This window comes from Amycolatopsis sp. N2S4-7 (genome assembly GCF_058119595.1).
In genome coordinates, this window is sequence record NZ_CP172299.1 from 9,963,859 (window position 1) to 9,987,368 (window position 23,510).

Genomic DNA, 23,510 nt, shown 5'->3' on the forward strand with positions numbered 1-23,510 from the left:
CTACCCGGCTTCGGGGTCCGGGAGATCGGCCAGGTGCGCCCGCAGCCAGCGCTCGGAGGTGTCCACGTGCATCAGGGCGGCCGCGGTGGCCACGGCCGGGTCGCGGCCGGCCAGTGCGTCGTAGATCGCCTTGTGCTGGGACAGGGTCTCGTGCGTCACGCCCCGGTCGACGGTGCCACGCCAGATCCTCGCCCGCAGCGTCTGGGAGGAGATGCCGTCCAGCAGGGCGGTGAGCGTTTCGTTCCCCGCCGCGGTGACCACCGCGCGGTGGAAGGCGGCGTCGAGCACCGTGAGGCGTTCGACGTCCTCGACGGCTTCCTCCATCGCGTCGAGCAGTTCGGCGACGGTGGCGAGCTGCGCGTCGGTGATCCGGGTCGCGGCGAGGCCGGTGGCGGCGGGCTCCAGGAGCCGGCGCACCTCGGTCAGCTCGAGCACGGTGCCGCCCTGCATGAGCGCCACCGCGTTGCCGAGACCTTCGAGCAGCAGGCTGGGGGCGAGGCTCGTGACGTAGGTGCCGTCACCGCGGCGGACTTCCAGGACCCGGGCCAGCGCCAGCGCTTTCACGGCTTCCCGGGTGGGGCTGCGGGAAATGCCCAGCTCGGTGGCGAGCTCGTGTTCGGGAGGCAGCTTGGCGCCGGCGGGGAACCGCCCGGACCGGACGAACTCCCGGATCCGGTCGATCGCTTCGTCGGTCAGGGACCTCGCCATGGCACTCCTCGGGCTGTCGACTGCCGAGACTCTATCATTCGTATGATGAATGCTCGGTTGCGGCGAGGTTGTTCGGCTATTTCGACGATATGAGCCCCGAAACATGTGATGCCTGGTGGTCCGCGCCCGGCATCGACGACTGGTGGCCGGCGCGAGGGGGCGCCCGCAGGGGCACCTGCGGTCGACCGGCGGAGAAGAAGCCATCGCCTCGGAAACCTTGAGCCAGGTGCTGGGCGAGCTTCTTGGCGTAGGCCGACGGCGCCGGCGGATCGTCGGTCGTGATCGCGGCGTAGAGCTGTGCTCCCTTCGCCCCGGTTTCCGAAGACGGCTTTCTCAGCCGTGCCGACCGCAAGGGCCGTACTGGTCGAGCGCCTTGCGTGCCGTCTCCGTGTCCTGGCGGTACATCGGTTCGACGGCGGATCCGTAGGTTTCGCCGGGTTTGAGGTGTGCCTTCGCGTCGGCGACGGCCTTGAGCACCGTGCCGACGTCGGCCTTCACCTCGGGCGGCGCGATCCTCGCCAGCTCGGCGCCGGTGCCGGCGATCACGTCGGCTTGCCGGGTGAGTTCGGCGGCCCCGGGTGCTTCCCCGCTGCCGCCGTGATCGGGCATGACCGTTTTGGCGAGGCCGGCGCTGAAGTGGACCACCAAGACGGAAAACACCTCCAACTGACCGCACACGGCCTCGTGGGCGATGTCGGGGGCCGGCGAGGTGCTCGCGGTGGGTGCCGCGCTGCTCGTCGGTGGCGAAGGCGGAGGTGGTGGCGGCGCGGCGGTGCAGCCGGCGAGCGCCGTGGCGACGGCCAAAGCCACTGCCGATCTGCCGAGCGTGGGCACGACATGACTCCTCGGTTCGTCGGTCTGGTGCAACGGTTTTACCGGAGGAGCCCGGGGAGGGGTCCCCGTCGGCCGGCGTCCTGCCGTCTCGGGTGTTGGACGGCAGCAGAGCGTGTGAGGATGCTCCGATGCCACCTCGCGCGCGTGCCGTCGATCCTGACCGCCTTGCCCAGTGGTGCGTGGAGCAGCTGGGCAGCCCGCCGGCCGAGGAGTTGTTCAGGTCCGGGTTCCTGTCCGCCGTCATCGGGCTGCGGCTGGCCGACGGCCGTGAGGTCGTGGTCAAGGTTCGTCCGGACTCGCCGCGGATCGCGGCGTGCGTGGAAGTCCAGCGCCGCGTGTTCCGGGCCGGTTATCCGTGTCCGCGGCCCCTCACCGGCGCCGCGCCGCTCGGTGGCGACGTCGCGACCGCGGAGGCTTACGTTCCTGGCGGTGCGGTGCTCCCGAGCCCGGAGCGCGCGGCCGTGGCCAACGCTGAGGCGTTCGCGTGGCTGATCCGGTCGGCTCCGCGGCCGGACGAGGTGCCCACGCTCGACCCGCCACCGTCGTGGGCGGCCTGGGACCACGGCGGGGACGGACTGTGGCCGCGGCCGGAGGACCCCGGCGTCAACCTCGACGAGGGATCCGGCGCGGAGTGGATCGACGATGCCGGGCGCCGTGCCCGTGACCGGCTGCGCGCCGGCGCGTCCGGCGCCGTGCTCGGCCACTGCGACTGGCTTGCCGGCAACCTGCGCTGGAGCGGAGACGAGCTGCTGGTGGTGCACGACTGGGACAGCGTGATCGCGGAGAGCGAAGCCGTCCTGGCCGGTTTCGCCGCTGCGCTGTATTCGACCGTCAACGCGGACGAGCTGGCCACCGTCGAGGACACCCACCGGTTCCTCGTCGCGTACGGCCGTGCGCGTGGCCGGGAGCTCAGCGCCGGCGAACTCCGGCGGGCGTGGGCGGCAGGCGTCTGGACCAGGGCCTACGACGCCAAGTACCAGCACACGGTCGGGCGGCCCGTCACCTCGCTGTCGGAGAAGGAGGCCCGAGAGCGTCTCCGTCATGCCGGTGCCGGCTCGCGGTAGCCTCGAAGATCCGAAGGGTCAGCAGGGCGGCTCCCTCGGTGAACCCGTTGAGCACCAGCTTCCGGCCGCCGGTGAGCTTGACGAGGCAGCCGACGTCGCCACCGAACGCCTTGGCGAGCACGTTCTGCTTGGTGATGTCGACGACCGACTCGATCTCGGTCCACGGCACCTCGGTGCTCGTCTTGGCCTTGGCGTGCACGAACCCCGCTTCGTACAGCGTGAAGGACTCGCCCCGCCGGGTGACGGTCTGGCAGGCGAGCGTGACACCCAACAACGCGAGACCCAGCCCGGCGCCGATGATCACTCCGGGGAACATCATTGCCGCGCCCGTGGTTCCGCCTTGATCGACGATGACGATCAGGACGACCCCGAACGCGGCGACGGGCGCGCCGATGGCCATCGCGGCCGCCGCCCGCACGGCCCGCCGGCGGTTGTTCGTCTCGTAGCGTTCGACGTAGGCGCCCAGTCCGGTCATGGATCGCACGCTAGCGACGGTTTCGGGGGACCGGTCCCGGGCCGGGCCCGCCACGCTGGGTGCATGAGGCAACCGGCTCCGCGGCGGCCTCCGGTGCTGATCGCCGCAGCGCATCCCGCGGTTCGGTGAGGAACAACGCGAACCGCAGCACGAGGTTCGGCCACATCAGCCGGAACACCGGCTGACGCAGCGAGTGCTCACCCAGACGCGGCGCCGCCTGGAACGCAACGGCCTGATCCGGCGCCGGGTACTCGAGACATCGCCGGTCGGCGTGGAGTACTCCCTCACGCCCCTGGGTGAGTCTTTCCGCCGGCCGTTCCTCTGCCTGCTCCGGTGGGCGGTCGTCGGCCCGCTGACGCGGGAGCCCTGCGGATGTCAAGCGGCACAGGAGAAGTTCTGCGGAGACCGCGCAGCAGCTCGGGCTGTGTCAAGATCGGCCGCACGCAGCCGACGAGACGGGAGCAGGACGTGAAGACAGTCGACGCGGGAGTTCTCTCGGTGGGCTACCTCGAGGACGGCCCTGGCGACGGGTGGCCGGTCGTGCTGGCACACGGGTTCCCCTTCGACGTGCACGCCTACGACGAGGTCGTCCCGGTGCTCGTCGCCCGCGGCGCCCGGGTCGTCCGCCCTTGGCAGCGTGGCTTCGGTCCCACCCGCTTCCGGACCGCCGCCACACTCCGCAGCGGGCAGCAGGCGGCCCTCGGCGCCGACCTGATCGCCTTGCTGGACGCCCTGGGCCTGGACACCGCCATCCTCGCCGGCTACGACTGGGGCGGCCTGGCCTCCTGCGTCGCCACGGCCCTGTGGCCCGAGCGCGTCGCCGGGCTGGTGAGCTTGGCGAGCTACGACGTCATCGACATCGACCGGCAGAAACACGCTTTCGATCCCGCACTGGAGCACGCCGTCTGGTACCAGCACCTGTTCCAGACCGAACGGGGCCGGGAAAGCCTCGCCGCCCACCGCCGCGAGTTGTGCCGCATGCTCTGGCGGCAGTGGTCGCCGCACTGGCGGTTCGACGACGAGACGTTCGACCGGACGGCCACGTCGTTCGACAACCCGGACTTCGTCGACGTCGTGATCCACGCCTACCGCCACAGCTTCGGCACGGCGGAGGGCGACCCGGCCTACGAGGAGCTGGAGGAACGGCTCACCCACCGTCCGAAGATCACCGTCCCGGCCGTGACCCTGGACGGGGCGAGCGACACCCTCAAACCGGGCGGCACGGCGGACCAGGCCGCCATGTTCACCGCCCGCCACGAGCACCGCGTGATCGACGCGGGGCACAACCTCCCCCAGGAGGCCCCCGCCGCCTTCGCCGACGCCGTGCTGACCGTCCGGCAGTGGCTGCTGTGACGGAGCTGATCAGCCGCGCCCCCACGCGGTGACGTCCGGCTTGTGCGGCCGCGGGAGCCAGACCGGCTGGTCCGCGCCGCGCGGGGAGAGCACGTTCAGGTAGTGGTGCGGGGTCCGGGACAGCGTGATGTTCTCGGTGACGCCCTGGTAGATGCCCAACGGGGTGAGCGAGGTGAACAGCTGCGGGTCGAGCGGTTCGTGCTCGCCGCGACCTGCTGCACCCGGCCTGCCTCCGGCTCGTCGACCACCTCCCGGACCCGGCGACGCTGGCCGACTTCGTCCTGGGCGGCATCAACGAGGTGATCCGGCTGCCGGCCGAAGCGGCCGGCGGCACGATCACCGCCGCCTCCCTGCGCCGCCGCGTCGACGCCTGCCTCGACGTCCTCGCCGGACCACCGGCTCGCACCACCGCGACGGGGTGACCACGATCGAGGCGGTCTTCGGCGTGCGCCGGCCGGCCGAGCGGCCAGAATGAGTCCCGTGGCGGATTCTGGGATCACTCGCGTCGGTGTGGTGGCGCACCCGCGGAAGCCGGTGCGCGATTCGGTCGAGGTGCTCGTCTCGTTCGCCGCGCGCCACGGCGTCGAACTGGTGGTGCGGGACACCGATGCCGCGCAGGTCGGGGCCGGTGCGGCGGTCGTGTCCGACGCCGATTTCGCGGCCGGGGTGGACGCCGTCGTCAGTCTCGGCGGAGACGGCACGATGCTGGGCGCGATGCGGCTGGCGGTCGAGCGGCCGGTGCCGGTGCTGGGGGTGAACTACGGCAACGTCGGGTTCCTGGTCGAGATCGCGCCGGCCGAGCTCGCCGGGGCGCTCGAGCGGCTGTCCGACGGCGACTTCGAGATCGAGCCGCACAGCTGCATCGCCCTGGAGGTGGGCGACGCGGAGGTGGTCGCGTTCAACGACGTGGTCGTCGGCGGCGCCGAGCCCGGCGCGACGGTGGAGGTCGACCTGCTGGTCGACGGCGCCCAGTTCGGCTATTACCGTTGTGACGCGCTGATCCTGAGCACCCCGACCGGTTCGACCGCCTACAACTACGCCGCCGGCGGGCCGGTGATCTCCCCGGCGGCGGAGGTGCTGGCGGTGACGCCGGTCGCGTCGATGTCGGGGGTCAGCCGTTCGATCGTGCTGCCGGCCCGCGACGTCATCGCGCTGCGCGGGGTGGCCCGCAGCGCGCCGCCGATGCTGCGCGTCGACGGAAACGCGTGGCGGCCACTGGCCACGGCCACCCCGCTGACGGCGACCCTCCGCCCGGACGCGGCTCTGGTCGTGCGCCTGGATCCCGGCCGCCACGCCCAGCGCAGCCGCGTCAAGCTCAGTCTCCTCGACCTGCCGCTGCGGCCCGAGCAGATGGCCGAGCTCCTGCCCGCGGAGATGCGTGAGGACCTGGCCCTGCTTCGGAAGCGCCGGGAGCTGCCGGAGGACTGAGCGGACCGCGAAGCGTCACCTACGAGTCCTGCTGGACAGCCAGGAGGACGCGGCCGAACGGGCCGCCCTCGGCGAGGTGACGTTGGGCCTGCGCCGCCTCCTCCAGCGGGAACACCCGGTCGACCAGCGGGGTGATCTCCTTGCGGGCCACCAGGTCGAGCAGCCGGGTGTTCGCGGCGTTGATCTGTTCCGGGGTGAACAGGGCGAACCGGAAGCCGTGGAGGTGGGTGTTCTTCCAGATGAGGTCGGTGACGTCGATTTCGGTGCGGGTGCTCGCCGCGTAGCCGATGCTGACCAGGGTGCCGTCCACGGCCAGGGTGCCCAGCGCTTCTCCGGTGACGGAGCCGCCGACGCCGTCGAGGACGATGTCGACGCCGTTGCCACCGGTGAGGCGGTGCACGCCGTCGCGCAGGGATTCGGCGGACAGGTCGATCACCTCGAACCCGGCCGCCCGGCCGCGCTCGGCCTTCGCGGTGGTGGTGGCCGTGGTGATCGCCGCGCCGGCGCCGAGCACCCGGGCGACGTCCACGCCGCCCTGGCCGACGCCGCCCCCGACGCCGGGGGCGAGCACGGACTGACCCGGCCGGAACCCGGCCAGTTCGGTGAGGGCCAGGTAGGCGGTGAGGTGCCCGGTCGCCGCCGTGAGCGCGGCCGCGGCGGTGTCGTCGACGCCGTCCGGGATGGGCACGACGTGGCGCGGGTCGACGGCGACGTACTCGGCCCACGCGCCGTCGGCGCCGACGCCGTACCGGCCGCCGCTGAGGATGACGCGGGTACCGGCCGGAAGCCCGCTGGCGCCGGGCTCGGTGAGGACACCGACGCCGAATCCGCCGGGCCGGATCGGCAGCGGCTTGACGGCCGCGGCGGGGAGTTTGCCCCTGCGGACGGTGTCGTCCAGCGGGTTCACGCCCGCGAGCGTGATCCGCACGAGCGCCTGCCCGTGGCTCGGTGCGGGGACCGGGACATCGACGGTTCTGAGGACGTCGTACCCGCCGAACTCGTCGTACTGGATCGCGCGCATGCTGTTTCCTCTTTCGCGATGGCTGTTCGGTTTCAGGGCTTTTCGGACCGTTGCCGGGCCCGGTAGGCGCGCAGGTTGGCCGGGTGGCCGCAGACGCGCACGTCGTGCCAGGTGCCGCTGTTGTTGCGTGAGCGGTCGAAGAAGGCGGCCTCGCACTCGGCGTTGCGGCAGGCCTTGAGACGGCGCCACGTGTCGGCGGCCTGGGCGTCGGCGATCGCGATCAGGGCGAGCGACGCCAGGGCCTGCCGGCCGGCGCCGCGGGGTTCCGCCCGGACCCGGCCGTCCGGGCCGAGGCGCAGCACCACGCCGGCCTGGTGCTCCGGCCCGAGCGTGGCCGGGCCGTCCGTGTGCCGGGCGACGTGGGCGTGGAGGTCCGCGCGCAGGTCGCGGAGCGGGGCGAGGTCGTCCTTCCCGAGGGTCACGGGCGGGGCAGCTTGCCCGGTCTCCTCGGTCCAGGCCGCCACGGCCTCCTCGGCCCACTCCTGCGCCGACGCCGGCTCGGCGAGCAGGTCGGGCTGCCGAGGGCGGCCGGCGGACCGGGTGTTGAGCAGGTCGTGGACGAACCCCAGGCCGCCGGGGGCGGACCCGAGGTCGTACCGCGAGGTGGCGGGCCAGATCATGAAATAAGCGTAGCGCGTTTGCCTATTTCACAGCGTGTGAAGGGGGCCACAGCCGGTCACCCTGCCGCCGTGGTGCCCGGCGTCGCTCAGGGAGCGGCGGCGAGGTCTTCGGGCGGGGCCCACACCGGCGCCGTGTCCGCGCGTTCGGGGTGCCGCCAGCGGAGGCGGGCCGCGGTTTCGTGGGCGACCTCGAGGAAGGCCTGGACGGCTTCCGGTGGCTCGCCGTCCCGCCAGGCCAGGGACCACGGGTAGACCGGTTGCAGCTCCTGGGGCCGGTGGACCGGGACGCCGAGGTCGGCGTACCGGCGGGCGTAGCTGTCGAACTCGAGCAGGTACGCGCTGTCGTGCGCACGGACGAGGGCGGCGTGGCAGGTGTCGAAGGTGCCGGGGTTGCCCAGCCAGCGCAGGCCGAGGCCGGTGTGCTGCTCCAGCGAGCTCAGGTACCGGCCGTGCACGTTGTAGAGCGCGGTGCCGGGGGCGTCCGCGAAGATCTCGAGGGGCCGCTCGTGCACCGACGCGGACGCCCGGCGCGGGTCGCCGGGCCGGCCGACCAGCCAGAACGGCTCGAGCCGCAGCGGCGCGTGCCGCCAGCCGGCCGGGTGGGCGGCCTGCATGGCGGTGGTGACGCGGATGATCGCGACGTCGAGGTGGTCTTCGAGCAACGCGGTCAGCTGCCGGGCGCTGTCCATCTGGCTCTGGACGAGCCGGATGCCGGGATGGGCGGCGAGGAACGCGTCGGCGACGACCCGGCTGGTGTCCAGCTCGAAGATGTGGGCGATCCGCAGGTGGTGCGGCGCCGGTTCGCGCAGCATCTGGTCCGCGGTGGCCAGCAGCTGCCGGGCGAGGTGCAGGAACCGCTCGCCGCGCGGGGTCAGCGCGACGTGGCGGCTGTTGCGCACGAGCAGGGGCCCGCCGACGTCGGCTTCCAGCTTGCGGATCTGCTTGGACAGCGTCGGCTGGCTGATGAAGAGCTTGGCGGCGGCCCGCCCGAAGTGCAGCTCGCCGGCGACGGCGACGAAGTACCGCACCAACCTGAGGTCGAGGTCCATGCGGGCCTTCCCGCGCGAAGGGAGTGGAGGCAGTGCGCCAACGATGCCACCCCGGCTATCGATGCGCACGCACCAGGTCTTGGACGCCGCCGCCGGGGATCGTGTTGGCTTCGGGGAGTCCCGCGCGAACTGGAGGATCCGATGGCCGATCCGGGCACCCCCGTTGTGTTCATCCACGGTCTGTGGCTGCACGCCACCTCGTGGCAGCCCTGGATCGACCACTTCCGGGCGGCCGGGTACGCGCCGGTCGCTCCCGGCTGGCCGCACGAACCCGGCACCGTCGAGCAGGCGCGGCAGCACCCCGACGCCGTCGCGGACATCGGGATCGACGACGCCACCGGCCACTACGCGTCGATCATCGCCGGCCTCGACCGGCCTCCGGTGCTCATCGGCCACTCCTTCGGCGGCCTGATCACCGAAAAGCTGCTGGGCCAGGGCATCGGCCTGGCCGGCGTCGCCATCGACCCCGCGCAGATCAAGGGCGTCCTGCCGCTGCCGCTGGCGCAGCTGCGCGCGGGCCTGCCGGCGCTGGGCAACCCCGCGAACCTGCACCGGGCCGTGTCCCTGACCGAGAAGGAGTTCCGGTTCGGGTTCGGCAACGCCCTGACCGACGAGGAGTCGGCGGACCTCTACCGGCGCTGGACCATCCCGTCACCGGCCCGGCCGCTGTTCCAGGCCGCGGCGGCCAACTTCGTGCTGCACTCCCAGGCCCGGGTCGACACCCACCGCCGGGACCGCGGCCCGCTCCTGCTGGTCTCCGGGACCGCGGACCACACCGTCCCGGACGTGGTCACCCGCTCGACGTTCAAGCAGTACCGGGATTCCACCGCCGTCACCGAGCTGAAGCAGTTCGAGGGCCGGGGCCACTCGCTCACCATCGACAGCGGCTGGCGCGACGTCGCCGACGCCGTGCTCGGCTGGCTGCACGAGCAAGGGATCTGAGGACGTGGACCTGGGTCTGGACGGCGCGGTCGCCGTCGTCACGGGAGCCAGCCGGGGCATCGGCCTGGCCGTCACCGAAGTGCTCGTCGCCGAGGGGGTCCACGTCGTGGCGGGCGCCCGCGACCCCGGGCCGGACCTGGAGGCGCTCGTCCGGGCCGGGAAGGCCCACACCCTGGCCGTGGACCTCGGCACCGCCGACGGCCCTGGCCGGCTCGCGGAGCTGGCCCTGACCGAGCTCGGGCGCATCGACATCCTGGTCAACAACGTCGGCGCGGTCACGCCGAGGCCGAACGGCTTCCTGCTGGTCACCGACGACGAGTGGGCCAGGTCGATCACCCTCAACCTTCTGAGCGCGATCCGGGCCACGCGCGCCGTGCTGCCGGCGATGGTGACCGCCGGCCGGGGCAGCATCGTCACGATCGCCTCGATCAACGCGAACCTCCCCGACCCCGGCGTGATCGACTACAGCGCGGCCAAGGCCGCGCTGGTCAACTTCACGAAATCCGTGTCGAAGGAGTTCGGCCCGCACGGCGTTCGCGCCAACGCGATCAACCCGGGTCCGGTCGCGACGGACCTGTGGCTCGGCACCGGCGGCGTGGCCGAGACCGTCGCCGCCACCACCGGAGCGAATCCGGGGTCCGTCGCGGAGGAGGCCGCCACCCACGCCGTGACCGGCCGCTTCACCCAGCCCGCGGAGGTCGCGAACCTGGCGGCCTTCCTGGCGAGCGACCGGGTGGCCGGCAACATCACCGGCGCCACCCTCGCCATCGACGGCGGCTACGGCACCGAAATCCACTGACCTCCGGCCGGACCCGGGCTGTCGCGGTGGCCGGGACGTCAGCCGTTGAGCTGCGTGACCGCCGCGACGATCTGGGGGTTGTCGGACTGCATGCGTCCGGCGAACCCGGCGCACGGTGGTGACCCGCGTGACCGGCGCGATGAACCGCCGGCTGCACCTGCACGAGGTCGTCGACGTGGCCTGAAGTGACAATGGCCTGGGACACGTCCGACCGGTTAGATGAAGACCATGGCACTGTTCACCGACGAAGAAATCAAGGCGCAACAGCGGGCGGTGCAGTCGTTCGTGAAGACGCACAACCGACCTCCGACCATGGCCGAAACCTTCGCCGTCCTGGGGTGGGACTACCGCGCTTTCAAGGCTGAGCTCGAAGGTGTCTCGAAAGACCCGGATCCGCTCAAATGGAAATGGCGGGACAGGAAAGCCAACTAGGTATCCTGCTCGACCTCGGTCTACCGCACGGTGGGACGCACCAGGCCGAGGGGAAGTCGTCGCCGCTCACTGGCCGTCGGGGAAAACGAAGGTCAGCGAAGAGCAGCTGGTTGAGCCGTCGCCGGAGGTGGCCGGTCTTGCTCCGGTCGGCCGGCAAGCGGAGCCACGGACGGGCTCCTGGCCGACGGGGCTCCCCGAGCGAGTCCCAGACGGCAGACGGAGGTGCCGGCAGCGTGCGCGCCCGCGAGCCGATCTCGATCACACGATCACGGTACGCCGGCGGCGTGCCCCGGGCGATTCCTTTCGCCCGCCGGCGGAGTCTACGAGAAGCCCGGACGACCGAGCGCTCGGTCTCGGAAGATCCGGCAATCGAGAGGAACCCGCCCATGGACGTGCCATCGGTCGTGCCTGCCCCCGAATGGGAGGCCGCCCGGCAGAAGCTGTTGGTGAAGGAAAAGGCGCAGACCCGCGCGCACGACGCGCTGGCCGCGGAACGTCGGCGGATGCCGTGGATGGCCGTCGAGAAGGAGTACCGGTTCGACGGCCCGGACGGGCCCGTCGGCCTGCTCGACCTGTTCGAAGGCCGTCGCCAGCTGATCGTCTACCGGTTCTTCTTCGAGCCGGGTGTGCACGGCTGGCCGGAGAAGGGCTGTGTCGGGTGTTCGATGATGGCCGACCAGGTCGGCCACCTCGCGCACCTGAACGCCCGCGGCACGACGTACGCGCGGGTGTCGCGGGCGCCGCAGCCGGACATCCGGCGGTTGATGGCGGAGATGGGCTGGGACAGCCCCTGGTACACCCTCACCGACGACTTCGACGCCGACTTCGGGGTGGACGAATGGCACGGCACCAACGCTTTCGTGCGGGACGGCGAGCGGGTGTTCCGCACCTACTTCGTCAACCACCGCGGTGACGAGGCGCTGGGCAGCACGTGGAGCTACCTCGATCTGACCGCGTTCGGGCGGCAGGAGGAGTGGGAGGACTCGCCGGAGGGGCACCCGCAGACCCGGGCGTACGAGTGGTGGCGGCGGCACGGCGAGTACGAATCGGGGATCGACCCGTGGGACGGGCGCCTCGACGAGAAGGTGGCCGCCACCAAGGCGCATGCCCGGACCTCGGCCGGCGACGCGACCTGACCGCCGGACCGGCCGGTTCCCGACCCCGCGACCCGGTTGTCGGGCCGCGGGGCAGGGCCCGAGGGCTGTCACCTCTTCCCTTCTGCGTATTCTTTGTATACATTGCATGCAATGGATGTTTACGACGAGGTCCGCGGCCTGATCGTGCTCGGCACGTATCCCGCCGGGCAGCCGGTCACCGAGCTGGAGCTGTGCGAACGGCTCGGCGTCAGCCGCACGCCGGTTCGGGAAGCGCTGCGGCGGCTGGAGAGCGACGGCCTGGTGCGGGCCGCGCGGCGCGGGGTGACCGTGGTCGAACTGGACGCCAAGGCGCTGCGGGACGCCTACCTCGTGCGTGCCTCCCTGGAGGCGCTGACCGCGGAGCTCGCCGCACGCCGGCAGCGGGACGGCGAGCTGTCCCCGGCGAGCCTCGCCCGGCTCGTCGAGCACGCCGATCTGGCCGATCGGGCCACGCGCCAAGGGGATCTGGCCGCGGGGGTCCGGCACAACCGGGCGTTCCACCGGTGCGTCGCCGCGCTCGCGGACAACCCGGCGGCGTCGGAGGTGCTGGACCGGATCTGGGACCAGATCACCGTCACCACGCGGGCCTCGCTGACCGCGCCGGCCCGGCCGGTCCGGGTGGACGACGAGCACCGCCGGTTGATCGAAGCCATCACCGGCGGCGATCCGCGGGAGGCCGCCGCCCACGCGCGGGTACACGTCCTCGCCACGATGGCCGTTCTCACCGGAGAAGGAGAAGAACCGTGAGCAAGCAGCACGACTACCGGGTCACGGTGCGCTGGAGCGGGGACACCGGCGCCGGCTACCGCGGCTACGGGCGGGACCACGACGTCGTCGTCGAGGGCAAGCCGGTGCTGCGGGGCAGCGCCGACCCCGCGTTCCGCGGCACGCCCGGGCGGTGGAACCCGGAGGAGCTGCTGGTCGCCTCCCTGTCGGAGTGCCACATGCTCACGTTCCTCTCGCTGTGCGCGCGGGACGGCGTCGTGGTGACCCGTTACGTGGACGCCGCCGCCGGCGTCATGCGGGAGGAGCCGGGCAACAGCGGCCGGTTCACCGAGGTCGTGCTGCGGCCCGAGGTGACCGTCGCCGACCCGGCCATGGTCGAGCGGGTGGCGGCGCTGCACGAGCAGGCGCACGACACGTGCTTCATCGCCAACTCGGTGAACTTCCCGGTCCGGCACGAGCCGGTCACGGCCGGTTCGTAGCCCGGTCAGCCGCTGATGTGAGCGGTGTTGTCGAGCCAGTGCCGGGCGAGATCGGTGTCGCCGTCGATGCGGATGCCGGTGGTGGTTTCGCGGCCGGTGAGCGGGAGCCGCCGGGTCAGGATCAGCAGCAGCGATCGGGCCGGGCCGCTCACCGTCACGTCGGCCGGCCGGGTGCCGGGCTGCCACGCCGCCCCGTCGGGCCGCCGTTCGACGAACCACGCGGCGGCGGTGTCGGTGGCCCGCCACTGCAGGGTCTGCCCGGTGCCGCGGAGGGCGTGGGCGGACCCGGGCCGCTGCCTCTCCCACGTGGGGGAGGTGAGCATCATGAGGTGGTTGCCGATGAGCGCGGCCGCGATGCCCGGGTCGACGTCGGCCGGCCGGTGCGCCGCGCCGGCTGCGTCGATGCCGTGGACGACGGCCTCGTTCAGCATGCTGGACAACCAGAACCGCGTCCCGGAGCGCTCGTCGCCCGCGGCGTTGAACACCGGCGCTTCGAGCGCGTCGTCGGAGCACGCGCTCGCGACCCGCCGCGCGGACTGCGCGAGCCACGCCGGCCACTCGCGGGGATCCGCGGGGAGCACGGCCGGCTCCGTGGGCAGCCGGGCGGGGTCGGTGATGCGGCGCTCGATGATCTCCGCGACCCAGTGCTGGGTCTGGCCCACGTGCGCGACCAGGTCGGTGACGGTCCATCCCGGGGTGGTCGGCACGGCGGCGTCAGGTCCTGCCTCGGCGGCCGATTCCGCCAGGCGCCGGGTGTGCTCGACGATCGCCCGCCGGGCGTGGCCGGCGTTCAGTTCGGTCATGGCGTGTCCTCTGCTCGTTGGCCCTAGGGGTGCCTTCGGCTACGCGTCGAACAACGTCGGCCGGGATCGACAACCCGGTCAGCCGGAACGCACCCCGTGTCCGCGCAGGAAGAGCGCTGCGGTCAGCGCCATGGCCGCGATCTCCTCCGGTGCGAAATTCTTAGTCGCGGCGAGGTGCCGACAGCAGCGCGTTGGCGAGCAGGGTGGCCGGCACGGCGAGGACCGCGCCGAGCGGGCCCAGCCAGGTCCAGAACACGAGCACCAGCACGGTGACCAAAGTGGACAGACCGACCGACCCGGCGATGAACCGGGGCTGGATCAGCGACTGCACCATGAAGTTCAGCGCGGCGTACACGACGAGCACCACGAGCAGGTCGCGCCAGCCGCCGTCGAGGAGCCGCCCCTCGTGCGTCTGCGGGACGTCCGTGCAACGCTGAGCCCTGTCCGGCCAAGCGTCGCTCACTCCGAGGCTGCGGAACCGGGTCGGTCAAACTGCGCATCGAGGACGAACCCCTTCCTGGTGAAGGTGGCACTCTCGAACGAGATGTCCCTGGTGGAGGTCGCTCCTTCGAACAGGACGATGCCCGCGAAGGTGGCCTGGCTGAACACGACGCCGCCGGTGAAGGCCGCTTCGCCGAACAGGACGTCGCTGGTGAAGGTGGCGCCACCGAAGGAGATGTCGTTGGCGAAGGTCGCTTCGCCGAATGAAGCCTTGTGGGCGAAGGTCGCCCTGTCGAAGAAGGTTTTGTCGGTGAAGGTGGTCCCGTCGAACAAGGCGTCGCGGATGAAGGTCGCCCCGTCGAAGGACGATCTGCCGGTGAACGTTGCGCCGTCGAACAGGGCTATGCCCGTGAAGGTGGCGCCGCCGAACGAAGCGTTTCTGGTGAAGGTCGTGTCGGCGAACAAGGTGCTGCCGGTGAAGGTCGCATTCGCGAAGCTGGTGGTACCGACACGGCAGCGGTCGAGGGCGAAGTCGATCAGAGTGGCACCGGTGAGGTCGAGGTCGATGCCGGGCCAGAAGGTGGGATGGGAGTGGTCGGGGTTGTCGCCAGGTTGCAGGTGGCGCTGCAGCACGCGCTGGGCGGTGAGGCGGACTTCGCGTTCTTGCCGCTGGTCTTTCCCGGCGTGGTCAGTGCCCGGCACCGGTGTCGCCGCGCGGCGGGTGGTCGATCGCAGCAGCGGGCGGGGCACCCCGAGCCGACGGGGCTCGCCGGCCTTGGGCGGGAGGGTGTAGGGGGTGCGCAGGTAGGCGCAGATGACGTCGGCCACGGTCTGTCGTTGCGAGGGGTTGTCCTGGGCGACGCGCTCCAGGGCGTAGAGCCCGCCGTGGCGGACCGCGGCCTGGGGCGAGCCGAGTTGCTCGACCGCTTTGAGGTAGAGCTCGGTCAGCCGCCGCTCGGCCGCGTCGTGTTCGGTGGCCCGGGCGACCCGGTCCTGGTGGGCGATGGTGGCCGCGGCGACGTCCTGCTGGTGGGCGAGGGCGCGTTCGCGGTTGTCGAGGTCGGCTTCGGTGGAGTGCTGGCGTCGCCAGGCCAGGTACAGGGCGATCACGCCGCCGCTGCCGACCCCGATGCTCAGGCCGATTTTCAGCGCGTCCAGCCGTGCGGTCACCAGCTCGGCCCCGTTCAGCCCGGCGGTCGCCGGCCACCACAACACCACCACGGCCCCGGCGGTCAGCGCCGCGATGACGCCCGCGGTCAGCCACATCGTTTTCGGGGACAGCTCCCGCAACCGCACCGGCGACGCGGACGTCGGTGCAGCAGGAAGGTGCGGAGGCGATGTTCCGGTTTCGTCGGTCATGAGCACTATCGTTGCCGAAATCTCGGATGGACACGCCGAACAGCCGGCGAAGGCGCGGTGACCGGCCATCCGGTGACTCAGCTGCCCGCGACGTGATGACGATGCCTTCACTGAGGCGTGTTCGTGGGTCCTGGCCGCGTGAGTGATCGCCCTGAATCGAGTTGCTGGTGTCTCGGCATTGGGAACACCGGCTTGCCCGGCCCTTTTGGTTTCGGAAGGCACCGGACGCTGTGCCAAATCACCGAAACCGGTCCGAACCGCACCGGCTCGGAGCCGCGGGCGCGGATCTCCCAGCGGTCGAGCGGGTGCTCGGGGTCACCCAGCCCATCAGCGTCCCGGGCCGGCACCTTCTCGAAGACGGGTAGTGTGCCGTCGCTGAGACCCTGCGCCAAGATGGCCGCCTCACGAAGCAAGGAGCCCGCGAGTTCGGCGGACTCCGCCGCAGCTTCGACAATCGAGGCGGTCAGCTCGGCGATCCGCTCGGTGCGCCGGAACCGGCCTGACCTCTCGAGCTGTGCCCGCGCGCGTACCTTCGCGTCAGGCCCGCACTCGCGCGTCGAGGGTCGTGCCGGCGTCGAGCAGCGTGCGAAGACCGGCACCGATCGCCGTCGTGTACCGCTGTTCCAGCACCTCGTCCAGCCGGTGCTCGATCCTCGCCAATCGTTCACCCAGCCGGTCCTCGCTCGCCGCGAGCGCGCCGACCAGCTCGGACGCTGCGTCGCCAAGCGCCTGCTCACCAGAGAGCGCGCGAACGAGGCTCGCGACCCCGTCTTCACCGCGATCTCGGCCGTCCTGGGCCACGTTCGGATCCGCGACATCCTCACCGGCGCCGCGACGCGTCGGCGAACCTGACGGTGCATCAGCAGACCCGCGCGGTCGCACACCTCCCCGCCGTCCGGCCGAGCTCGGCTCTCGTCGCAGGTGGCGCTCACCGAGCGGATCAGTGGTAGCGGCGTCCGTGTGCATGGAAGTGGTTTGAAAGTCGGGCCTGGCACCGTACGGGCAACGAAAGGGGATCGACTGATGAAACGTGCTGGCGCAGCCGCTTTGCTCGCCGCGGCCCTGCTCGCCGTGCTCGCTCCGGTGGCGTCCGCGGCTGAAGGCCCGTCGGCCGGCTCGTCGCCCGTCGGCGGGATGGGCGGCGGTCCCTACATCGGCGACGTCCCGGAGCCCGGCCCCGGTTCCCGCTAGCCGGAGCGTTGTACCCCCTCATCGGGGCAAGGACAGCTCGCCGGGCTTCCCGTGCGAGCGTGAGAATGGGAGTTGCACAATGCGCAACAAGCTCGCGGCCTTGGCCGCGACGACCGCTTTCGTCGCCGCCGGGACGCTCGCGACCGCGACGTCGGCGGGGGCAGCCGTGGACCCGCCCGGCGGCACCTGGGACCACACGTGGACCACCACGGACGGCAACAAGGGCGGCACCGTCTACATCGAGGAGAACGGCGACATCGTCTCCCTCTGCGACTCGGCAGCCGACGGATACGCTCCCCGGGTCTCGATCGCCACCGAGGAGAGCAGTGTCCCGGGCGCCTACGACACCCGCTACACGCTCACCGCCTCCGGCGGATTGGGCTCCTGCGTGACGGCCAAGGCTTCGCAGGGTGGCGTGTACAACCTCCCGGAGAACTGGAGCATCGGCGTCACGGTCTGGCTGGGTCCGGACTACAAGTACCCGAGCACCCACTACTACCAGAACGACCACTAGCAGGTGCAGGGCTGCTTCGGCAGTCCCGTTCGGACGGCCCGGTCGATGGATTTCGACCGGGCCGTCCGCGCTGGTCGTGGCGTGAACAGCCGGCGGCCCTTCCACTTAGGTACTGCTGCTTCCCTCGGCGCGGCCGGGTGGTGCGCCGCGCTGACCGACCCGGCGGTCCGCGCCGCACTGCGCTGCGTCCACGACGACCCGGTGCGGCCGTGGACGGTGGAGGAGCCGGACGCCCGCGCGGGAATGTCCCGGGCGGCGTTCTCCCGCCGGTTCGCCGCGCTGGTCGGACAGCCGCCGATGGCGTACCTGCGACGACGTCCAGGCGTGGTCCGGCCCCGTGGGCTGAGCGGGTGCGCGCCTCAACTATTTGCCCAGGCGGGACACCAATTGTCAGGTTCGACTTCCCTGCTGGCTGCACTGGATTTCTTCCTGTTTCCTCGTAAGACTGGAGTTCCCTTTCGAGGAGGTGCCTTCAGATGCTGACCAAGAAGACATTGCTGGCAGGCTTGGCCACACTTTTATTGTTTTTCTGCGCGACAGATTCCGCCGCCGCCCGCCCGGATGCTTCGGCGGCTCAGCGGGTTTCGGTCTGGTCGCCGAGCATGACGATCGGCGGGCCGAACTTCACCGATCAGACGCTGCGGATGGTCGTGCACCCCAGCGTCGGCGGCGACGGGCTACGCCTGCACCTGTCCAACCTGCGCGGTACCACCCCTCTCGCCGTGGGCGCCGTCAGTGTCGCTCTGCAGTCCGGGAAGGCGACCGCCGTCGAGGGATCCCGGCGTGCCGTCACGTTCTCCCGTGCCAAAGCGCTCACGATCCCGGCGGGGCAGGAGGCCGTCAGCGATCCGGTGGCGATGTCCGTGCGCGTGGAACAAAACCTCCTGGTCAGCCTGTACCTGCCGCAGGCGACCAGTTCGGCGACCTGGCACTCCGACGCCTTCGACGTCTCCTACCTCTCGAAGCCGGGCGATCACACGGCCGACACCGACGACGGGAACTTCGTCGCCGCCACGACTTCCTGGTACTACCTGTCCGGTGTGGACGTCGTCTCTCCCGCGGCGCGCGGCACCGTGGTGGCCTTCGGCGACTCGATCACCGACGGCTACAACACCCCTGCCGGCGCCTACCGCCGCTGGCCCGACGACCTCGCCCGCCGGCTGGCCGGGCCGCACCCGACCGCCGTCGTCGACGCCGGGATCGGCGGCAACCGGGTGCTGACCGACGTGCCGAACATCTGGCAGGGCGTCAGCGCGCTCAAGCGGTTCGCCCACGACGCGCTGGCGCAGCCGGGCGTCCGGACGGTGATCCTCATGGAAGGCATCAACGACATCGGCAACAACGCCGGCCCCGGCGGCGTTCCGCTGACCGCGCAGCACCTGATCGACGGCTACCGCGAGCTGATCCGGCAGGCGCACGCCGCCGGGGTGCGGATCATCGGCGGAACCATGCTGCCGGACAAGGGCGCCGGCTACTACAGCGAATCCGCCGAAGCGATCCGCCAGGCGGCGAACGCCTGGATCCGCACGGGCGGGCAGTTCGACGGCGTCGTCGACTTCGACCGGGCGCTGCAAGACCCCTCCGATCCCGGGGCTCTGCGAGCCGGCTTCGATTCGGGTGATCACCTCCACCCGAACGAAGCCGGCATGCAGGCCATGGCCGACGCGGTCGACCTCCGGTTGCTGAACTCCTGACGCGCTACCGGACGCGGAAGCCGTCCACCAGGAAATAGGTTCCGCTCTTCTTGGTCACGGTCAGCGTGTGCCGCCCGGCGGCGAGCCCGGTCACCGAATAAACGGGAACCCGGGTTTGCCGCTGGGCGGTGTTCGCGCTGACAACGCCTTTCGATTCTCCGTCGAGGGTGATGGCGATGTCACCTTCGTCGGAATTCGTCTCCGTGAGGAAATCGATGCCGGTCCCGGTGAAGGTGACCGACGCGGAATCGCCGTCCTGCTGGCTGTAGTGCACGCCGTTTTCCAGGTCGCCGTAGGTGCGCGAACCGCTGGAGCGCCAGGTGCCGAGGTAGGAGATCCGCAGGTCGTCGTCGTCGAGCACGGCACGCGGCCGGGTGGCCGGTCCGGCGGCGTCGATGATCGCCTGCGCCGCGGCGGGCCAGCGACCGTCGGTGACCACAGTGGCTTGCTCGACGGTGACGTCGGTGCCGTTGTTCTCGTACTGGGGCGTGTCGGAGTAGTTGCCGTGGATGTGGTCGTCGTGGATGGTCGGCGTCCACAGGTGCAGCCACGACGATCCGTTGCTGAACATCACCACGTTGTCGTGGGTGTCCCACAGCGAGCTGCCTTCGTCGTGGTAGATCATGTTGCAGCCGTTGATGCACTCCCCGAGCACGTTGCCGGTGAACTCCGACGGCGCCGCCTGCCCGCCGAGGGTGTAGATCGGGCCGCCGTCGAACAGCACCCCCATCACGCTGTGCACGTGGTTGCCGACGACGTGGTTGCCGCCGGTGTAGGTCGTGCCGTGCAGGCACGGGTCGGGCAGGCCCTGCTTGGCCTGCAGGGCGCAGCTCGACGCCCAGCCCCAGCCCCAGCCGATCGACACGCCCGAGTACGGCGTGTAGCCGATGTCGTTGTGGGACAACGTGGTCCCGCGGCTGTGCCCGACCCAGACGCCGACGGCGTCCTGGTACTCCTGGCCAGGCCGGTGCACGACGTTGCCGGTCACGGTGTTGCCGCTGGTCATCAACGCGGGCTGGGTCTGGTAGTAGTCGTCGACCTCGCCCACCGCGACGCCGCTGCCGCCGATGTCGGTGATCGCGCTGCCGGACACGGCGGAGTCCTGGGTCTGGTCGGCCAGGTCGATGCCGCTGGTGCCGGTGTGCTGCACGGTCACGCCGGTGAAGGCGATCCGGGCGCCGCGGTGCACCTGGACGGCGGCGGGGATCCGCGTCGGGGTCCGGGTGGCCGGGTCCCAGAGGATGCCGGCCTGGTTGTCGATGTAACCCGCGGTGCTCGGGGCGGTCCACGTCGCGTAGGCGAACGTGATGCCTTCGAAGGCGATGTCGTGCACCGGCGCGACGACGTCGGGGAGGACCGTGAAGCCGTCGATCAGCAGGTAGTCGCCGCCGGCCTTGACCACGCGGACCGTGTGCTTCCCCTTGGCCAGCCCGGTGACCGAGACGACGGCCTGCTGCGCGAGCCGTTCGGTGCTCTTGGCCGACACCGTCTGCGACTTGGCGCCGTCGACGTAGACGTCGATGTCGCCTTCGTCCGTGTTCGTCTCGGTCAGGACCTGGAGGCCCGTGCCGGTGAAGGTGTAGCTGAAGCTGTCGCCGTCGTTCTGGGTGTAGTGCACGTCGGCGCCGAGGTCGCCGAGGTGCCGTCCGTTCGAGTAGTTCCAGCTGCCGGTGTACGTCGCGCGCCAGTCGGTGTCGTTGAGCGGCGCCAGGTGCCCGGGCGTGCCGGCCACGTCGAGCAGTTCCGGCGCGACGGGCAGTTCGACGTCGGCCTTCGCGAGGTCCTCACCGGGCCGGGGCACGTAGTAGAGGAAGCCGGCGTCGCCGTCGAGGTAGAACTGGCCGGGCGTGCCGAGCAGCTGGTAGGCGTTTTCGAGCCAGGTGACGCGGTCGAGGCTGGGCAGGCCGGCGCCGTTGAAGGGGAAGCTCGGGTTGGGGACGGAGGTGTGGTTGTTGGTCCAGCAGCCGGGGTCGACCGTCAGGGCCGAGCCGCCCGACGCACCGGGCGTGATCGAGGCCAGCGGGCAGCGCAGCTGCTTCCAGGCGTTGTTGGCGACGACCTCGACCCGGGCGGCGTTCGTCCAGGAGGTGTAGGACGCGTCAGCCGTGGTGAACCCGGTGGCGGACACGGAAAACCCGCCCGGATCCTGGGCGGTGCGAGCCAGCTGCGCGCGGACGCCGTTCACGAACAGCTCCCGGCTCGCCACCCCCTTCGGCACCGGAGCGCGGTAGATGTTCTTGGCGGCGTCCGTCTGCCGGAAACCGCCGATCTTCACCGCGCCGTTGAAGACCGGGGTCTGCCCGGCGGCCGCGCGGTAGACGACGCGGTGGCCGGGGCGGCCGGAGTCCTGCGCCCCCAGCCGCAGCGGCGTGGTCAGCGGGTAGGTGCCGCCGCGCAGTTCGACGACGACGTCCCCGGCGGCCCGCGGGACGAGCCCGCGGACCCGGTCCCGGGCCGTGGCCAGGTCGCACGGGGCCTGGGCACTGCAGGCGGAGCCGTGTCCGGACGGGGCGGCGTAGACGACGTCCGGGGGTCTTCCGGGAGTGGCGCCGACGGCCGCGACAACGGCTGCGGCGGTGACCAGGTGCGCGACGGCGGTGGCGATTCGCATCGAGGTTCTCCGTGGCTCAGCGGACAGACATCCGATGAATATAGACCGTCCTGGCCTGATGGGGGATACGTGAGATCCGTCGACTTCGCGGCAGATACCGTTCTGTGTCAGGATGATCGGCAGAAAAGCGGACATTGCGGGACAGAGGTTGCCTGCCCCCTTGACACCGCAGTGTTCCTATCTTTCAGTCCCGGTGGTTCAGCGGCCGGGACGAGTACTACCGCAGTGCTCAGTCCGAAGAGACAATGGCGGGTGTGGAGCACCCGCCGTGATCCAGGTCCGGACCGACGACACCTACTACGTCGAGACCAGCGCGGACGTCGACACCGCCACCCGGATCGCCTTCGCGGTGCTCGGTCGTGAGCCCAAGGTGCGGAACGCGGACCTGCGCGTCGGCTTCCTGCAGATCGACCCCCGCCAGAACCTGCTGGTGCCCATCTGGTTCACCTGCCGCGCGGTGCTGGACTTCGGCTGCTCTCGGCGTGACGCGAAGAAGGTCACCTGGGCCTGCGACGACGGTTCCACCACGCCCGTTGGCGCTACTCTGCGCCGATCGAGCTCTGGATGTGACGCGGTCAGCCGGGCTTGCGGGCCATCAGGTAGGCCTGCGGCGTCTTTTCGTACGGTGCCTGGGGCTCTCGAACCAGCCGGGCTTCGATGTCCAGGCCCGCGGCGGTGAACACGTCGGCCACGAAGTCCGGCTGCAACCGGTACGCGTCCAGGGAAACCTCGTGGCCGTAGCCCTGGGAGATGCTGCGACGCTCGTCGCCGACCTGGAACGCCGTCAGCAGGCGCCCGCCCGCGGCGAGCACCCGTGCCAGTTCCGCCGCCACCGCCGGGAGCAGCTCCGGTGGCGTGTGGATGAGCGAATACCACGCCAGCGCGCCCGCCAGGCAGCCGTCGTCCAGTGCCAAGGCCTCCAGTGACCCGACCTCGAAGCGCAGCTGGGGATGCGCCCGGCGAGCCGCGTCGACCATGCCGGGGGAGAGATCGACGCCGAACACGTCCAGCCCGAGCGAGGCCAGGTATCCGGTCAACCGCCCCGGGCCGCAGCCCAGATCCCCGACCGGGCCGGTCCCGCCGACCAGCTCGGCGAACGTGCCGAGCATCGCCCGGTCCCACGGACTGGCGTCCAGCGCGTCCTGCAGCTCTTCGGCATACGAGTCGGCGACGGTGTCGTAGGCAGTCCGTGTCCGGATCACGTGGGCAGGTTCGGTCACGAGCGGAAACACTATCGGCGGTCACGCGCGGCGCGTCGCCCCGATCCACGGCCGCGCCGCGAAGGCGGCCTGGCTGAACAGCCGGTTCATAATGGCAACACCGTTGCCGTTATCGTGGAAGATGTCAACCCGCCCGCAGTGGTGACAGACTTCGGGCATGGACGAGCGTGTCGCCGCGGAACTGATCGCCCGCGCCCGCGCGGAAACCGCGCGGCTGGCCGAGGCGCTCGCCCGGCAGCGCGACGGCATCGTGGCGGCGTCGGAGTTCACCAGCAACGACGACGAGCACGATCCGGAAGGCGTCACGATCGCCTTCGAACGGGCGCAGGTCCAGGCCCTGCTGCGGCAGGCCCAGGACGACCTCGCCGACCTCGACCGCGCCTCCGGGCGCGTGCGTGCCGGTGTCTACGGGACCTGCGAACGCTGCGGGGGACCGATCGCGGAAGACCGCCTCGCCGCCCTCCCGGCGACGCGGATCTGCATCGCCTGCGCGAACAAGGCCACGCGCTGAGCTGACGGGACGGCGAACGACGCCGACGCGTCACCGGCCTGCTGGGCTTCCAGCCGACCCTGTGCTGCGTGCGGATCCGGCAACCCCGTGACGACGAGGT

29 protein-coding genes and 2 pseudogenes are annotated in these 23,510 nt (G+C 71.3%); 16 read left to right on the top strand and 15 right to left on the bottom strand.

Annotation, left to right across the window (positions count from 1 at the left end; all coding sequences use genetic code 11):
• Together ACH54P_RS47065 and ACH54P_RS47070 are read right to left on the bottom strand one after the other, a co-directional pair.
• A complete protein-coding gene (locus ACH54P_RS47065; RefSeq protein ID WP_489909806.1) occupies positions 1-708 on the bottom strand; it encodes a FadR/GntR family transcriptional regulator in 708 nt (235 codons plus the stop codon).
• A gap of 333 nt (positions 709-1,041) precedes the next feature.
• Complete coding sequence (locus ACH54P_RS47070) at positions 1,042-1,542, bottom strand: hypothetical protein (protein WP_489909807.1); 501 nt, start codon at positions 1,540-1,542, stop codon at positions 1,042-1,044.
• Between the two features lie 128 nt (positions 1,543-1,670).
• On the opposite strand from ACH54P_RS47070, the gene ACH54P_RS47075 reads away from it, so the two are divergent.
• The gene (locus ACH54P_RS47075; RefSeq protein ID WP_489909808.1) at positions 1,671-2,606 is read left to right on the top strand and encodes a phosphotransferase; all 936 of its coding nucleotides are present in this window, start codon (positions 1,671-1,673) and stop codon (positions 2,604-2,606) included.
• Here ACH54P_RS47075 and ACH54P_RS47080 read toward each other — a convergent pair.
• Positions 2,542-3,081: a hypothetical protein gene (locus ACH54P_RS47080; protein ID WP_489909809.1), complete on the bottom strand. Its 540-nt coding sequence runs from the start codon at positions 3,079-3,081 to the stop codon at positions 2,542-2,544. The genes ACH54P_RS47075 and ACH54P_RS47080 overlap by 65 nt on opposite strands.
• 181 nt (positions 3,082-3,262) lie before the next feature.
• Here ACH54P_RS47080 and ACH54P_RS47085 point away from each other — a divergent pair, with 181 nt between their 5' ends.
• Both ACH54P_RS47085 and ACH54P_RS47090 read left to right on the top strand, forming a co-directional pair.
• Complete coding sequence (locus ACH54P_RS47085) at positions 3,263-3,553, top strand: winged helix-turn-helix transcriptional regulator (protein WP_489917042.1); 291 nt, start codon at positions 3,263-3,265, stop codon at positions 3,551-3,553.
• Positions 3,550-4,434, top strand: a complete 885-nt coding sequence (locus ACH54P_RS47090) for an alpha/beta fold hydrolase (protein ID WP_489909810.1) — start codon at positions 3,550-3,552, stop codon at positions 4,432-4,434. Before ACH54P_RS47085 ends, ACH54P_RS47090 begins: the two co-directional genes overlap by 4 nt.
• Positions 4,435-4,443: 9 nt before the next feature.
• Here the strand turns inward: ACH54P_RS47090 and ACH54P_RS47095 are convergent, their stop codons facing one another.
• Positions 4,444-4,593 carry a hypothetical protein gene (locus ACH54P_RS47095; protein WP_489909811.1) on the bottom strand — a complete coding sequence of 50 codons (150 nt, stop codon included), beginning with the start codon at positions 4,591-4,593 and terminating at the stop codon, positions 4,444-4,446.
• A gap of 140 nt (positions 4,594-4,733) precedes the next feature.
• Here ACH54P_RS47095 and ACH54P_RS47100 point away from each other — a divergent pair, with 140 nt between their 5' ends.
• Together ACH54P_RS47100 and ACH54P_RS47105 are read left to right on the top strand one after the other, a co-directional pair.
• Positions 4,734-4,856, top strand: coding sequence for a hypothetical protein (locus ACH54P_RS47100; RefSeq protein ID WP_489909813.1), 123 nt, complete (start codon positions 4,734-4,736; stop codon positions 4,854-4,856).
• Positions 4,857-4,914: 58 nt separating this feature from the next.
• Positions 4,915-5,862 (top strand): NAD(+)/NADH kinase, encoded by a 948-nt coding sequence (locus ACH54P_RS47105; RefSeq protein WP_489909814.1) that lies wholly within the window; start codon positions 4,915-4,917, stop codon positions 5,860-5,862.
• Between the two features lie 19 nt (positions 5,863-5,881).
• Here the strand turns inward: ACH54P_RS47105 and ACH54P_RS47110 are convergent, their stop codons facing one another.
• The 3 genes from ACH54P_RS47110 to ACH54P_RS47120 all read right to left on the bottom strand — a co-directional run bounded on the left by ACH54P_RS47110 (position 5,882) and on the right by ACH54P_RS47120 (position 8,552).
• A complete protein-coding gene (locus ACH54P_RS47110; protein WP_489909815.1) occupies positions 5,882-6,883 on the bottom strand; it encodes a quinone oxidoreductase family protein in 1,002 nt (333 codons plus the stop codon).
• A gap of 32 nt (positions 6,884-6,915) precedes the next feature.
• Positions 6,916-7,503 (bottom strand): CGNR zinc finger domain-containing protein, encoded by a 588-nt coding sequence (locus ACH54P_RS47115; protein ID WP_489909816.1) that lies wholly within the window; start codon positions 7,501-7,503, stop codon positions 6,916-6,918.
• Positions 7,504-7,589: 86 nt separating this feature from the next.
• Complete coding sequence (locus ACH54P_RS47120; protein ID WP_489909817.1) at positions 7,590-8,552, bottom strand: LysR family transcriptional regulator; 963 nt, start codon at positions 8,550-8,552, stop codon at positions 7,590-7,592.
• 141 nt (positions 8,553-8,693) lie between these two features.
• Between ACH54P_RS47120 and ACH54P_RS47125 the strand changes: the two genes are divergently transcribed.
• The 6 genes from ACH54P_RS47125 to ACH54P_RS47150 all read left to right on the top strand — a co-directional run bounded on the left by ACH54P_RS47125 (position 8,694) and on the right by ACH54P_RS47150 (position 13,066).
• Positions 8,694-9,494 carry an alpha/beta hydrolase gene (locus ACH54P_RS47125; protein WP_489909818.1) on the top strand — a complete coding sequence of 267 codons (801 nt, stop codon included), beginning with the start codon at positions 8,694-8,696 and terminating at the stop codon, positions 9,492-9,494.
• 4 nt (positions 9,495-9,498) lie between these two features.
• Positions 9,499-10,293, top strand: coding sequence for an SDR family NAD(P)-dependent oxidoreductase (locus tag ACH54P_RS47130; RefSeq protein ID WP_489909819.1), 795 nt, complete (start codon positions 9,499-9,501; stop codon positions 10,291-10,293).
• A gap of 228 nt (positions 10,294-10,521) precedes the next feature.
• On the top strand, positions 10,522-10,725 hold the full coding sequence (locus ACH54P_RS47135) for a hypothetical protein (RefSeq protein ID WP_489909820.1): 204 nt from the start codon (positions 10,522-10,524) through the stop codon (positions 10,723-10,725).
• A 386-nt stretch (positions 10,726-11,111) separates the two neighbouring features.
• Complete coding sequence (locus ACH54P_RS47140; RefSeq protein ID WP_489909821.1) at positions 11,112-11,861, top strand: DUF899 domain-containing protein; 750 nt, start codon at positions 11,112-11,114, stop codon at positions 11,859-11,861.
• 111 nt (positions 11,862-11,972) lie between these two features.
• Positions 11,973-12,608, top strand: a complete 636-nt coding sequence (locus tag ACH54P_RS47145; RefSeq protein WP_489909822.1) for a GntR family transcriptional regulator — start codon at positions 11,973-11,975, stop codon at positions 12,606-12,608.
• The gene (locus tag ACH54P_RS47150) at positions 12,605-13,066 is read left to right on the top strand and encodes an OsmC family protein (protein WP_489909823.1); all 462 of its coding nucleotides are present in this window, start codon (positions 12,605-12,607) and stop codon (positions 13,064-13,066) included. The genes ACH54P_RS47145 and ACH54P_RS47150 overlap by 4 nt, the downstream gene beginning before the upstream one ends.
• 5 nt (positions 13,067-13,071) lie before the next feature.
• On the opposite strand, the gene ACH54P_RS47155 is transcribed toward ACH54P_RS47150, so the two are convergent.
• The 4 genes and pseudogenes from ACH54P_RS47155 to ACH54P_RS47170 form a co-directional block, all read right to left on the bottom strand.
• The gene (locus ACH54P_RS47155) at positions 13,072-13,869 is read right to left on the bottom strand and encodes a maleylpyruvate isomerase family mycothiol-dependent enzyme (protein ID WP_489909824.1); all 798 of its coding nucleotides are present in this window, start codon (positions 13,867-13,869) and stop codon (positions 13,072-13,074) included.
• A gap of 160 nt (positions 13,870-14,029) precedes the next feature.
• Positions 14,030-14,266: pseudogene (locus tag ACH54P_RS47160) on the bottom strand (AI-2E family transporter); the annotation flags it as partial.
• Between the two features lie 62 nt (positions 14,267-14,328).
• Positions 14,329-15,669, bottom strand: coding sequence for a pentapeptide repeat-containing protein (locus ACH54P_RS47165; protein ID WP_489909825.1), 1,341 nt, complete (start codon positions 15,667-15,669; stop codon positions 14,329-14,331).
• Between the two features lie 537 nt (positions 15,670-16,206).
• Positions 16,207-16,470, bottom strand: a complete 264-nt coding sequence (locus ACH54P_RS47170) for a hypothetical protein (RefSeq protein WP_489909826.1) — start codon at positions 16,468-16,470, stop codon at positions 16,207-16,209.
• Between the two features lie 222 nt (positions 16,471-16,692).
• Between ACH54P_RS47170 and ACH54P_RS47175 the strand changes: the two genes are divergently transcribed.
• From ACH54P_RS47175 to ACH54P_RS47190, 4 genes and pseudogenes are all read left to right on the top strand, one after another.
• Positions 16,693-16,860, top strand: coding sequence for a hypothetical protein (locus ACH54P_RS47175; RefSeq protein WP_489909827.1), 168 nt, complete (start codon positions 16,693-16,695; stop codon positions 16,858-16,860).
• 79 nt (positions 16,861-16,939) lie between these two features.
• The gene (locus tag ACH54P_RS47180; RefSeq protein WP_489909828.1) at positions 16,940-17,374 is read left to right on the top strand and encodes a hypothetical protein; all 435 of its coding nucleotides are present in this window, start codon (positions 16,940-16,942) and stop codon (positions 17,372-17,374) included.
• Between the two features lie 129 nt (positions 17,375-17,503).
• A pseudogene (locus ACH54P_RS47185) lies at positions 17,504-17,683 on the top strand (AraC family transcriptional regulator); the annotation flags it as partial.
• Positions 17,684-17,850: 167 nt separating this feature from the next.
• A complete protein-coding gene (locus ACH54P_RS47190; protein ID WP_489909829.1) occupies positions 17,851-19,068 on the top strand; it encodes an SGNH/GDSL hydrolase family protein in 1,218 nt (405 codons plus the stop codon).
• Positions 19,069-19,072: 4 nt separating this feature from the next.
• On the opposite strand, the gene ACH54P_RS47195 is transcribed toward ACH54P_RS47190, so the two are convergent.
• The 4 genes from ACH54P_RS47195 to ACH54P_RS47210 all read right to left on the bottom strand — a co-directional run bounded on the left by ACH54P_RS47195 (position 19,073) and on the right by ACH54P_RS47210 (position 23,058).
• On the bottom strand, positions 19,073-21,679 hold the full coding sequence (locus ACH54P_RS47195) for a hypothetical protein (protein ID WP_489909830.1): 2,607 nt from the start codon (positions 21,677-21,679) through the stop codon (positions 19,073-19,075).
• A gap of 297 nt (positions 21,680-21,976) precedes the next feature.
• Positions 21,977-22,207, bottom strand: a complete 231-nt coding sequence (locus tag ACH54P_RS47200; RefSeq protein ID WP_489909831.1) for a hypothetical protein — start codon at positions 22,205-22,207, stop codon at positions 21,977-21,979.
• A 47-nt stretch (positions 22,208-22,254) separates the two neighbouring features.
• The gene (locus tag ACH54P_RS47205; RefSeq protein WP_489909832.1) at positions 22,255-22,899 is read right to left on the bottom strand and encodes a class I SAM-dependent DNA methyltransferase; all 645 of its coding nucleotides are present in this window, start codon (positions 22,897-22,899) and stop codon (positions 22,255-22,257) included.
• Positions 22,900-22,920: 21 nt separating this feature from the next.
• Positions 22,921-23,058, bottom strand: coding sequence for a hypothetical protein (locus tag ACH54P_RS47210; protein ID WP_489909833.1), 138 nt, complete (start codon positions 23,056-23,058; stop codon positions 22,921-22,923).
• Here ACH54P_RS47210 and ACH54P_RS47215 point away from each other — a divergent pair.
• Complete coding sequence (locus ACH54P_RS47215) at positions 23,057-23,410, top strand: TraR/DksA family transcriptional regulator (RefSeq protein WP_489909834.1); 354 nt, start codon at positions 23,057-23,059, stop codon at positions 23,408-23,410. The genes ACH54P_RS47210 and ACH54P_RS47215 overlap by 2 nt on opposite strands.
• Positions 23,411-23,510: the final 100 nt, after the last annotated feature.